At 34.5% G+C, this 12,915-nt stretch carries 10 protein-coding genes; all 10 read right to left on the bottom strand.

Annotated features, from left to right (window positions below):
- Window positions 1–20 precede the first annotated feature (20 nt).
- Window positions 21–1,199 carry a hypothetical protein gene (locus GYM74_RS03435; protein ID WP_220219100.1) on the bottom strand — a complete coding sequence of 393 codons (1,179 nt, stop codon included), beginning with the start codon at window positions 1,197–1,199 and terminating at the stop codon, window positions 21–23.
- The gene (locus tag GYM74_RS03430; protein ID WP_220219099.1) at window positions 1,147–1,413 is read right to left on the bottom strand and encodes a PAAR domain-containing protein; all 267 of its coding nucleotides are present in this window, start codon (window positions 1,411–1,413) and stop codon (window positions 1,147–1,149) included. Before GYM74_RS03430 ends, GYM74_RS03435 begins: the two co-directional genes overlap by 53 nt.
- Window positions 1,414–1,828: 415 nt before the next feature.
- Window positions 1,829–4,660 carry a type VI secretion system ATPase TssH gene (tssH, locus tag GYM74_RS03425; RefSeq protein ID WP_220219098.1) on the bottom strand — a complete coding sequence of 944 codons (2,832 nt, stop codon included), beginning with the start codon at window positions 4,658–4,660 and terminating at the stop codon, window positions 1,829–1,831.
- A gap of 80 nt (window positions 4,661–4,740) precedes the next feature.
- Window positions 4,741–5,229: an Hcp family type VI secretion system effector gene (locus tag GYM74_RS03420; RefSeq protein WP_220219097.1), complete on the bottom strand. Its 489-nt coding sequence runs from the start codon at window positions 5,227–5,229 to the stop codon at window positions 4,741–4,743.
- Between the two features lie 36 nt (window positions 5,230–5,265).
- Complete coding sequence (locus GYM74_RS03415; RefSeq protein WP_220219096.1) at window positions 5,266–7,026, bottom strand: OmpA family protein; 1,761 nt, start codon at window positions 7,024–7,026, stop codon at window positions 5,266–5,268.
- Window positions 7,027–7,037: 11 nt separating this feature from the next.
- Window positions 7,038–7,703 (bottom strand): type VI secretion system protein TssL, short form, encoded by a 666-nt coding sequence (gene tssL / locus GYM74_RS03410; RefSeq protein ID WP_220219095.1) that lies wholly within the window; start codon window positions 7,701–7,703, stop codon window positions 7,038–7,040.
- A 9-nt stretch (window positions 7,704–7,712) separates the two neighbouring features.
- Window positions 7,713–9,065, bottom strand: a complete 1,353-nt coding sequence (tssK, locus tag GYM74_RS03405; RefSeq protein WP_220219094.1) for a type VI secretion system baseplate subunit TssK — start codon at window positions 9,063–9,065, stop codon at window positions 7,713–7,715.
- A 48-nt stretch (window positions 9,066–9,113) separates the two neighbouring features.
- On the bottom strand, window positions 9,114–10,643 hold the full coding sequence (tssC, locus tag GYM74_RS03400) for a type VI secretion system contractile sheath large subunit (protein WP_220219093.1): 1,530 nt from the start codon (window positions 10,641–10,643) through the stop codon (window positions 9,114–9,116).
- A gap of 72 nt (window positions 10,644–10,715) precedes the next feature.
- Entirely contained in the window at window positions 10,716–11,216 is a 501-nt protein-coding gene (tssB, locus tag GYM74_RS03395) for a type VI secretion system contractile sheath small subunit (RefSeq protein ID WP_220219092.1), read from the bottom strand.
- A gap of 754 nt (window positions 11,217–11,970) precedes the next feature.
- On the bottom strand, window positions 11,971–12,894 hold the full coding sequence (gene araC / locus GYM74_RS03390; protein WP_220219091.1) for an arabinose operon transcriptional regulator AraC: 924 nt from the start codon (window positions 12,892–12,894) through the stop codon (window positions 11,971–11,973).
- Between the last annotated feature and the right edge of the window lie 21 nt (window positions 12,895–12,915).

Below are 12,915 nucleotides of genomic sequence, written 5' to 3'. Positions count from 1 at the left end.
TACAACTCCATTTCCCTTTTTTACATTCCCTTGACTACTGAAAGTAACTTTTGATTCATACTTTGCGAAGCAATTAAGTTATTTTGATTAGTTATCGTTATCATTTCACAGGCTAATGCCAATGCAAGCCAATAAGAAAGTTCGGTTTGATTTCCAACAAAAATCTCAAGCATATATAGATGTTCAGGAACAATCTGATAATCAGCTAACTGTTTTATAATATTAACTTTTTCCTTACTGTCGATGTTTGTGAACCAAAGCTGATTGATCTCTTCTAATGCACATTGCATATCAACCATCTGTTTTAAATCAGTGGTCAAATCATTCGATATCATCGGTCTTAAAATTTCACTTTTCGCAAAACTAATGTTTAGCTCTTGATAATAAGTTTTGTTGGTCAACAAAAAAGCAGCAACAAACGCTGAACCATTTGATTTAGCGTTATTAATGATAATTAATTGGACTCCTGGCTGAGATGAATCAATATTTTCAATTAAATTTTCTATATTTGTATTTTGCAAAATCTGATGAGATAGATTATAACCTAACGATATTTGGGCATTTTTATAGGCATGACTAATAGCTTGATCTATATAGCTAAAACTATCTGGTGAAGACAAAACTTTAATGTCCAGCTCTTCTGTCGAAGGTAATTGAATTAGTGTATCTTTTATCGCGAAAAAAAGATCCTCAATGTACCTTTCGGCTTTTACATCCCCTTCAAATTCTAGTGACTTATTAACTTGAGAGTCTATATTCGATGCATTACTATAGATTTCCATACTAGTTATATGTGTTGGTATGGAGTAATAACTATCGAGAACAACTAATGACTGCATTGCCCATTTTTGCCAGTTTTGATCGACCTTTTGCTGTTCCTGTTGCCATATTTCATATTCTTCTTGAGATAATCCATAAAGATATAATCGTATGCCAAAAGCGGAACCACCGATCAAAGTTGGTATAAATATTGCCACCGCCCAATACATCCACTGAGAGTGAAAATTTTTACTTGGCCAAATTGCAGCAAGAATTAAACAAGTAATAATAAATAATACAATAAAGAAAAGAAACCACCTTCCACGGTTTAACTTTACCGGTGGTTTTATAATATTTAGAGTATTTGGTTTAGGCCAAGACATAATTTTAATCAATCTCCGATGTAGTGGTTGTTGCAATAACCTTGCAGCCACAAGCACAGGCACATTGATCCATAACAACAGGTTTACCGTCTGAGAATGTATAAGTGGAAGCTTCAATAATTGGGTTTACACCATGACCGGGTAAAGGGCAACTGACTAAATCCCCTAATAGCGCTACTAACTTACCTTCTATATTCGTTTTTGACGATACAGAAATCACCCTACCTCCATGTGTTGTTGGATCACCCAATCGTACGACGTTTCTACCCATTTATATTCCTTTATGATTCTAGGTTATTTTCCGCTTTTTGAATTAAAGATTTTAGATTCATTAAAATAGTATTAAAACTGATAATCTTTTTTAATCATTACTTTGTTAGAGTATGTTTAATCTGAAGATCAAACATAAATAAAGCAATTTATCTAAAATGATTTATAACAAGTTCACTTCGAATAAAACAGTCAAATAGCCTAGTTATATTCTTAGTTTTGTTGTTAATCACCATTAAAATGGACAAATAACTATGAGAAAACTAACCTCATCATCCGCCAGAAAAGTTGAGCAACGTTAGCTAACCTAAACTGTTAGCTAATTAGTCTTTACTAACAAATATCATGAGATCAGTTAACTCATTTTCCATGTTATGTCCCCCTTTTATTCCTTAAAAGGTATTTATCTTTATATTTTATTTATCCTTTTTAATTGGTTTACTTTTTTTATTTATTTTTTCTGTTGATTGAGCCTTCACCTTTGTCGCTTTTTGAGACTTATTTTTTTTAATCTCAGCCTTACTTTGTTCATTCGCCCACTCAAGCACAATACCTTCTGACTCGTTAAAATCGAGTATTAGTTTTGGTACTTCACTATCTGTGCTATTACTTCTTTGTAAAAGTAAATTTGAAACCACAGGTAAAATTTGCTGATTTAATATGCTATCAATATTTCTAGCACCAGTGTCAGGTAAAAGACAAGCCGACACTAATGTGTCATATAATTTTTCACCAACTTCAAACACTATCTTGTAATGTTTTTGTAGTCGGCTAGCAACTTTATTGAGTTTCATTTCAACAATTTTACGTAAAGCTTGTTGACCTAGTGTCGTATAAATCACAGTTTGAAAACGAGCTAATAACGCAGGTTGGAAATGTTCTCGTATAATTGGGCGTAATAGTTCTTGCTGAGTAGCTGTATCTGCATCTGGCATTTCATCAAAAAGCGCCATTAGTTCATCACTACCCAAATTAGAGGTCATTAATATCAAAGTATTACGGAAATCAATTTCACGTCCTTCACCATCACGCATAAACCCACGGTCGAATACTTGATAAAATAAATTAAGAACATCACGATGTGCTTTTTCAACTTCATCCAGTAATACAACACTATAAGGTCTTTTGCGAACAGCTTCGGTTAACACACCTCCCTGTCCATATCCTACATATCCTGGTGGTGACCCCTTAAGCTGTGATACAGTATGTGACTCCTGATATTCCGACATATTAATCGTTACAATTGATTGTTCTCCACCAAATAAAGTATCAGCAAGTGCTAATGCCGTTTCTGTTTTACCTACACCTGAAGGACCAACTAATAAAAATACGCCCATAGGAGCATCTTCTGAAGTTAGTCCTGTTTTTGCTGCACGAATTCGTTTAGCGATTTCAAAAAGTGCATTATCTTGGCCTACAACTCGTTTTCCTAAATCTTCCTCGAGAGAAAGCAAGTGGCTTTGTTCATCTTTTAATAAACTTTCTAAAGGTACACCAGTCCAGTCAGAAATAACAGCAGAGACCACCCGACTGTCAACATCAAGTGATAATAACGGCATGTTACCTTGTAGATCGGCTAATTCTTTTTGCATATCACTTAATTGACTAAGTACTTTTTTATCAGATTTATTGGTAAGTTTTTGTCTCAATGCTATTAATTTTTCAACTATTTTTTTCTCTTTTTCAAATTGCTGCTGTTTGTTATTCAAAAGATCTGTCAATTGGGTTAACTGCAACGCTATTTCATTTAGACGTTCATCTGATATTTTTTCACCTAGCGCAAAATCTGCTTCGATAGCTTGTTTTTCTATGTTAAGTGATGCAATTTTAGCTTCGAGTTCAGTGATCGATTCAGGGATAGTATCAAGCCCCATGCGAACACGAGCAGATGCAGTGTCGAGTAAATCGACTGCTTTATCCGGCAATTGGCGGCCACTAATATATCGACGAGATAGCGAAACGGCCGTTTTCACTGCTTCATCTAAAATATGCACGCCATGATGCTTAGCGTATCTTGATTTCAAGCCTCGTAACATAAGGGATGCTTTTTCATCATCCGGTTCATCCACTTTAACCATTTGAAATCGGCGTTCTAATGCAGCATCTTTTTCAAAATATTGTTTGTATTCAGACCAAGTTGTGGCTGCGATAGTGCGTAATTCACCCCTTGCTAATGCTGGCTTTAATAAATTAGCAGCATCTGCTCCTCCGGCTGAATTACCTGCGCCAATAATAGTATGTGCTTCATCGATAAAAAGGAGTACCGGAGTTGGTGATTGTTGTACTGCATCAATCACATTTTTTAATCTCTGTTCAAATTCACCTTTAACGCCTGCTCCAGCCTGTAGTAAACCTAAATCAAGCGTTAGTATGCTTACATTTTCAAGATTTTTGGGGATATTTCCTTCAGCTATACGAAGTGCTAATCCTTCCACAAGAGCTGTTTTACCCACACCTGGTTCACCAACTAAAATAGGATTATTTTTACGGCGACGTGATAATATGTCTACCATTTGTCGGATTTCACTATCACGACCAAAAACTGGGTCAATTTTTCCGGCTTTGGCTTTTTCAGTTACATTTTCTGTAAAGCGCTCAAGGGCAGCTTTATGATGATTTGCCTGTGTATTCGGTTTGTCACTATTTATTGTATTTTCGAATGATCCAGATTTTTCATTTCTGTTCATTGCTGTTTCTTTATTAACTTGTGTATTAATATCTAAAGTTTCAGCAGATGTTGAGGTTGAATCTGAATAATAGTTGTATTGATATAGTGGGTTTTCATCAGATACCGTATCTAATTTCGAACGAATTTTTTTTAATGAAACAGCTGGTAAACTCAATAATTGCCATGCATCTTGAGCTTTAAGACAGTGTGGCATTTCAACTAAAGCTTGTAAAATATGGACAGAACGGATCATCTCTTCTTGATCTTCTAATGATGCCTTCAGCCATGCTGATTGAATTACCGCTATTAATGATGATGATAAACTAGGTTTGGAATCGATTGTATGTGGTAAGAAATCCAGATATTTAAGTAATCCAGACCAGACTTTATCCATATCAAGTTGATAATGTCTAGCTATGATTGTTATATCGCCTGAACCCTGCTCTAATAATTTCAATAACCAATGTTCAAGTGTAACTTCTGTATGAGCTCTTGTTTGGCATAATCCAGCAGCCGCTTCTAAAGATTTTGCACAATAAGAATTTAGTCGTCTCAATAAGATAGAGGGGTCAGTAATCATTTGCAGTCCTTTTCTAATTACATTATTAGTATTATTATGACAGCCCCTATTAATGGCTAATAAGGGCTGTGTTAATTAAATTAACCTCGGCTTTCTACCCAGCTGTCTGAGTGAATGATGTTGCCATCTTTATAAGTCCAGGTAATTTTTTCGTAACGAAGTTCAATACGCTCAAGGTGATTGTATTGTTCTTTTGTTGGATCTTTGATGTTGTGCATTTCTGGTTTAACAGAAACAACTTTAACGCCATCCATTAAAGTATTGAAATACTCAACTTCTTGACCCGCATCGTTAATTTTGTACCACTTGATCTCAACTGATTGTAAGTTTTGACCGGTAGTAACGGCTTTGTAAAGGTAAGGCGATGAAGCATCAACTTCTTTAACAAATTCAAGTGCTTTATGTACACGTGTACCTGTTAATTTACCTGTATTACCATCTGTAGGGATGTATACTCGGTGGTCAAACTCAACCACTTCAACACTACCCTCGCGCCCAACAACGGTTACAGAACCTTTGATTTCAGCACCGCCATCATCCTTTAAAAACATATAAGCTGGAACAGCCATTGTTTGTCTCCTTTTTGTTGTTTTTGCTTTACATATTTAGTTTTCTCTCGACCAAATACAATTTGACGATTGAGGAACTAAATTAATTTCTACCCTTCGATTTTTAGCACGACCCTCTAGCGTGTCGTTACTCACTAAAGGTTTTTTGGCTCCATGCCCTTGAATGGCAAAACAGGTCTCCGGTAAGTCACTGGCTTTTAAAATCCAATCACGTACCGACATTGCACGATTAAATGATAATTGTTCATTTTTTAACTCATCACCGACCGAATCGGTATGACCTGCAATGATAATTAGCCAGCCTGTTTCCGGATTGGTATTCATCTGTTTTTTGATATCAACTAAAGCATTAATTAATACTTTTTCAGATCCCGTTTTTAAATTTGCTTGTCCACTTTCAAACAAAGCTAAACTATCAAGACGAATGGACGGAGGTGGCTCTTTGAAGATAACTTCCGTTTTTTCGACTATTACTTTCTCAGGTTCTGGTGGTTTTGCCACATAGTCACTCATTGATACATTTAAAGGCTCCACAAGTTGTGAACCACGGTATAACCCCATTCCTAAACGGATAGGTTCTCCTTGCGTAAAATATTCATTTAATAATGACTTATCGTTTTTTAATACATCCAATGCTTGTCGTTTTTCTTCATAGTTATTCATTGGAATTAAACGATAGTGATGAATATCATTTTGGATTTGACTAATAAACTTAACATTATTACAAAATGAAGCGCCTAAACAGCCCATGATAAACAGTGAAGTAATCATGATTAAACCACAAACCATTGAACACATATGAGAAAATGGATACGCTATTGGCATAAACTTAATCAAACTATCTGGTGGAGTAATACCGCCTTGAATAGTGTGAGTATTAGGAAGTGATAAGGTAGTCGCACTTTCCCATAGTTTTTGCATTATATTTTCATTTATAAGCGTTTTATTCGTTGGGTAAATCACCACTCCTGATGGCACACATTTAGCAATCGGTTGTTTGTCACTAATTAACGTCGTTAAAACATTAGTTTCAAACCATGATTGAGTTTCATTGAGAAATGGACGAAGTCGTAAGCGCCTTTCCCTTTCATCACTTGGGATCTTGATATCATTAACCCAATTATTGATTGGTGATAAATAACTATCGAGTAAATATAACTTTTGATTAACTGACTGAAACCAGTAAACCGGTAAAGGATTATACTCATCATAAATCAGGTCATTTAGCCCAATATGTACCGATAAATAAACAGGTAATTGATATTTTGCTATACGACAAGTATCAACCCAAGACTGCCGAAATGCTTGCAATTTTGCAACAAATAAACCTTGTTTATCTTCTATTTCAGGATTTAATGCCAAAAATACCCCGACACGACCTAACATGTCAGGCCATTTAGCAATCAATGAATCATAGACTATTGGTAAATGTGAGAACTCATCAACATATATCCAAACTGCTTCCGAAGAGACTAAGACATTTGATTGAGCTAATGTTAAATCTTCAGGAAAAAAATCTTTTGCTGCACTACCAGTCACTAATAAAATGGGTAAACGATAACGTTGTCTTGCAGGTAATAAATCAAGTTTTTCCGTTAAAAATTGAATATTTGCCGTAGAGGCCGCTAACACACGCCGATAACGAAGCATCTGCCAAAAACATCCACCTGCAATAGCGAAAACTATAATTGAACCTAATATCTTCCAACCTATTGTAATTGGCAAAAAAACGAATAATAACAATAGGCTTAAGACTAATGCATATATTATTTGAATATACTTTGGATAATCGCTCATAATAAACCTTTCTAACCAACAAGTTGCTTAACTAATTTATCGAGTTGATTATCCAACACAAAGTAAAGTCCAATAACAGCCATAACTGACAAGGCGGTACATGCTAACAAAATGGCTTTACGACCTTGATAACGATACGTTTTCGGCTGTTCTATAATTGGATAAGATTGATCTGGTTCGTATTCACGTAATGATTCACGTAAAGCTAAAATTAGATGTTCTCGTTCCATTTGCGGTTTATCCAGATAACAACCTTGAAAACCTAGCCCTAAAACTCTATCAAAACAAGCCAACACTAACTCTGCTTTTTTATCAGCCTTAAGTCTGGAACGTATTTTTTCAAACAGATCATAACCTGCATTATGAGTATTAAAATAAATAACTTGCAACGGCGATCCTAACCACTCATCATAATCTTGATTTTTGGGGTTATCACGATGGCAAAGTAGCACTGTTTCATCCAATAAGGCACATAAAGCATAACAAATGTCATCAATGACATCTTGAGAGTATTGCGCATTATGTAACTGCTCTTGAACGTTCAAAACTTGCTGTTTACAAAGCTCATACAATTTATGACCTGAGGGAATATCAGCTTTAGCTTTTAACTGAACTACAACCAAAATCGAATCACGTAGTAGCTGATCAATATTAATTGGGTTAGATTCTATACTCATAATTCGTCCCTATGATCGTAAAACTGCAAACAGCTCTAATGAAATATCAGGCATTGCTCTTGGCACATAAAATTCACAACAACGGGCAGTCAACATATTTTTTGCTGCTTCATGTGAAAGATCTAATGCAAAATATTGATTGTCTAAACGTACTGGTATTGCAGCAGGCACATGACTTAATGCTTTAATTGGTATTCCTGATAATGCAGAATGAATAATTTGTCTGACATCATCTGGCGCACCTGCTTTACACAAGATTGGAAATCTTGATTGTAATTGATGCCCAGGCATACTCGAGCGAACTGACAAATAAAAGTCAGCTTCCTCAACTAGCCGAGAATCATTTAATTGTCCTGTCCACAAGGTATCTTTATCATGAACTAATTCAATTTTAACGACTCGAGACGGCAAGCTCTCTTCAAGCAAGTTACGTACTAGCCCAAACAAAGGAGGGAAAACTTCATTAAGATTGTTATGTTGGTATGCAGGAATACCATCAACATCATTGAGTAATGAAAATGTTAACAATGCACCAGTAAGCGCAGTTAGTGTTTGGTATAGCTTTTCAGGATGAACTGATGGATTATCCCGAAAAAATCTAATCTGAGGTTCATAAGTATTTAACGCATTTAAAAGCCAAAACAAAGACACATCTGCAGTAGCAAATTCTGCAATTTGCTGATTACGTTCATGTCGCATTCCCATTAAATGGTGACGTTTTGCTTGCATTTGAATACATAAAAGTTCTAACTCTTTGACAAGAGTACCACTTTGCGTAAATAAATTTAGCGATGGTGGAAGGTATTCTAAATCAAGCACAAATCGCCCATTAAGATCACGTTTTAAACGAGCAACAGGACAAGTTAAATAATCACTCTGATTTTCAAAATCAAATAAGAATGTTAACGCATAGTGCTCGACAGCAATACTTTGGACATTTTGGCCAAGCAAATCTGGAACTTCAACCCATTCTTGCCGAAAACGAAGTGGTCTTTCAAGACGCTGGTTTTCTTGTAAACAGTTCCCACCATTGGCTTGCAAAAGTGGAATACCGATAAAAACGGTTACTTCATCAAGCTCCGGCGGAACATCGATATTTAATATTCTGGCCTCAGGTAATTTATCAGCAACATCCGTATTGATGACAACACCATCAGGAAAACGAATATTGATTGATTCAGCTTGCAACCTATCTACAGAAAGCGCATAAGTATCAATTGTAAGACTTTCAATCCCCCAAGGATTAGCTACGGCTAAAGTAGCTAATTTTTGTAAAGAGAATTGTTGCCACAACGTTTGCTGCTGGAATTGTTGAGGCGTCAAAAAGACGCCTTCGTTCCATAATGGACGAAATAGTTTCATCAGGTCTAACACTCCTTATTAGATATTAATGAAATCAGGCTAAAACACTTATGCTTTAGCTTTTGGCATCTGAGATACCATTGATAAATTAATATCCATTCCTTCAATTTGGAAATGAGGAATTAAGAAGGTTTTAACGCGGAAGAATCCTGGATTATCTTCAATATCTTCTACAATAACGTTAGCTTCTTTTAATGGATGAGAAGCTTGTACTTCATCACTAGGATCTGTCATTTCAGTCACTAAATTGCTTACCCATTTATTCAATTCAAGTTCAAGCAAACGACGATCTTTTGTTGCACCAATATTTTCACGCTGAATAACTTTCAGATAATGCGCAATACGTGATAACAAGAAGATATAAGGCAAACGGGCGTTAATACGACTGTTAGCAGTTGCTTCTTTTGTGTCATAAAGAGCCGGTTTTTGCGTTGAGTTTGCCGAGAAGAAACATGCATAATCTCTATTTTTATAGAATGATAATGGAATAAATCCTAAATTAGCAAATTCAAACTCACGTGTTTCCGGAATAAGCACTTCGGTTGGAATTTTAACTTGATTACCGGTACCTAAATCATAAAGGTGAATAGGTAAGTCTTCAACCAATCCGCCAGCTTGAGGTCCTCTGATTTGAACACACCAACCATTACGAATGAAACTTTTCGCCATATTAGCTGCAAAAGCATAAGATGCATTAGCCCATAAATAACGGTTATGATCTAAACCTTTAACATTTTCAATATAATTAAAACTACGGACAGGAATGGTATCTGGACCATATGGTAAACGCGCAAGAACTCTTGGCAAAGTTAATCCGATATAACGAGAATCATCAGTTTCACGGAAACTATTCCATTTAGTGTATTCAGCACGGTCAAAATAATTAGCAATATCCTTGATTGCTGCGACCTCTTCCATGGTTTCTTTACCAAAGAATTTAGGACCAACAGAGCTAATAAATGGCATGTGCGCAGCGGCCGCTACTTTGGAAACATTACGTAACAAGGCGATATCTTGTGGGTTACGATCAAATTCATAATTTGAAATCGTTACACCAATTGGCTCACCACCCGGTGTATCATATTCTTGGATATAGGTATGTCGATAGAAACCAGTTTGAATTATTTCCGGTGCATCTTCAAAATCTTGTCGTAGTTCTTCTTTTGAGACGTCTAATAATTCAATTTTTACATTACGACGAAAATCAGTACGATCAACTAGGAATTTAAGCCCACGCCAAGTACCTTCGATCTCCTGGAATGTTTCGTGATGCATAATCTCATCAAGTTGACGGCTTAATTTTTGGTCTATTTGGCTAATATGATAATCTAATAAATGTTTATCTAGCTTCTCAATTTTTTGCGATGAACTTTGGATCAATTTAAGTAAAATATTGATCGCCATTGTAACACGTTCATCTTGCGAAGATTCAAATAGTACTTCGTTATCTTCAAACTTATCAATTTCACCAGCTTTTTCAATTGGATTTAAATTGATTTTATCAAACAAAGATTGGTAAACACTGCCATTCTCATGTACAACAGTTTTAGTTGTGCTGTCTTGCTTTTTAATGTTCATAACTCTATTCTCTTAATTGCTACCAAAACTTTATATTTTGTCCAAAAAATAAAGTTTTAATTTATTGAATTTCTACTTTTCACTTTCAGATACAATTGACTCTAACTCAGCTCGAAGCTCATCAGTTAATTGTTCGTTTTTCACTATTTTTTCAAGCTCATAACGGAAAGTAGCGTTATCTAATAAGTTTGATTTTAAATCTCTTAAAAGGTTACGCATTGCAAGTAAAGAACGGAGTTGTGGTATTTTTTTAGCAACTTGTTCGGGGGAAAAATCTTTCATATCTTCAAAAGATAAATCAACATTAAATTCACTGCCATCATCTGCAAGTGTGTTACGAACACTAATTTTGGCTTGCGGATTAAAATCTTTAAGAACTGCATTGAAATTATTTTTGTTAATAGATACCTTTTCTTTTTCTGAAAGAGGGCGTTTATCCTTGCCACGACCATAATCGCCAATAGATAAAATTTTGAGGGGTAATTCGACTTTCTTTTTCGCACCGCCAGTATGTAAATCTAAACTAATATTAACACGAGCAGCAGGGACTTCGTTTTGAAAACTGTTTGACATAACTTCTCCTGAATTTCCATTTCCTTTTTTTAAGGATGATCAATAAACAACCTTAAGTAGAAAATAAATTACACGATTAAAGTTTAAATTACAAACTTAAGCCGGATAACTAATTAACGCTCTTTTAGAAACTAGGAGAACTTAATAGAAACTATAAGCACATTACCTCATTTTTCTAATTAAATTAAAAATGAATAAAAAAATCTTAAGTAAAAATTAAATTAATTTAAAGGATTAAAAAATTATTAATTACATAATTTTGTATATAAATCAATAAGGAATATTAGGATAAATTAACGATTAAATTTTTTTGGAAAGCACCATTTATCAACTGCTAAAAAATATACAATAATGGTAACCTATGTCATGTATTTTTTTTATCAAAAAAATTAAGAACACAAAAAATGCATTTATATCTACAAACAGAAACCACACAAGCGCACAAATTTTCGCCGATTGTTAAAGAATTTAAATAAAATTTACAATTAAAAATGCAAAATTTCATCATAAAAACGGGTTATTCTGTAAATTTTAGCGCTTAAAAAAGTATCGTTTAATACAATTGATAACACGTTATCCAGATATCAACGATAATAAAACGTTGGCAACTCAAATAAATATGAAACCGATAGTTGGTTAAAAGACAAATGATAATAATTAAATTACAGTTGATTTAAATTGTTTTATTTATTGATTTATTTGTTGTTTTAAGCTGGTTATACAATGAAAAATCATCAAAACGTTCCAAAAAATATCAGCTCTCTATAAAATGACTTTTTTTATCAAATAAATAAAGGGAATTGATATTTTCAATCTTCCTTTTATTTTGCTCTTGTGTACTATAGCGATATTTTTGTGGGCTAAGACCAATTCTTTTTTTGAAAATACGAGAAAAATAGAGTTGATCTTCAAAACCACAACAGAGCCCTATTTCAGCAATATTCATTTGTGTTGTTTGTAATAAAATCTTTGCACGACTTATTCTTTGTTCTTGTCGCCATTCACCAATCGACATGCCCATCTGATCTTTAAAAATATGTGCAATTCTCGATGTTGACAAACAAACTTTATCAGCAACGTTATCTAACAAAAATTTATTTTGATCCAGAGTATCAATCAGATAGTTACACACTTGCAATACACGATTATCAATACTTAGTGCAAACGTATCTGAACTTTCTTGAGCACGCCTTATTAAAAATTGCTCAAGCATACTCATAGCTAAATTTTCAGAATAAATAATCGTGGATTGTCCCACTTCGACAATTTTAATAAATAATTGCTCCAGCTCCTCTTTAACTTTAATGCTAGGGCGATAAAAACCTGTATTTTCTAATCGATTTTCCCAAGTTAACAAATATTTCCATGTTGATCTTGGTCTAAAATAGATCCAGAAGTGAAACCAATTATTTTCATCGTCTTTACGTCCATATAGATGAGGCTCTTTTGGTGGAAATAGGACAAAATCACCGGGATGACAATTAAAAAATTCCTGATTACGATAAATAGTTCCCTGACCTGCGTAAGTTAGATTGATGATATAACCATTTAATCCCTTTGGGCGATCAATAAAAAAATCAAATTTCCCTGCTTTTTCTATAGGTGTTAACCCCGATACAAGATGAACATTAAATGAATAGCCTGGAAGCAGAGGATCATTTTGTTGAAAAGTATTCATCTTTTACCGCCCTTTTTTTCT

Origin of the sequence: Gilliamella sp. ESL0405, assembly GCF_019469205.1 — a bacterium.
In the GTDB taxonomy this organism is placed as follows: domain Bacteria; phylum Pseudomonadota; class Gammaproteobacteria; order Enterobacterales; family Orbaceae; genus Gilliamella.
Note: the sequence above shows the minus strand (reverse complement) of the source record. Positions and strands in the feature narration are given on the sequence as shown.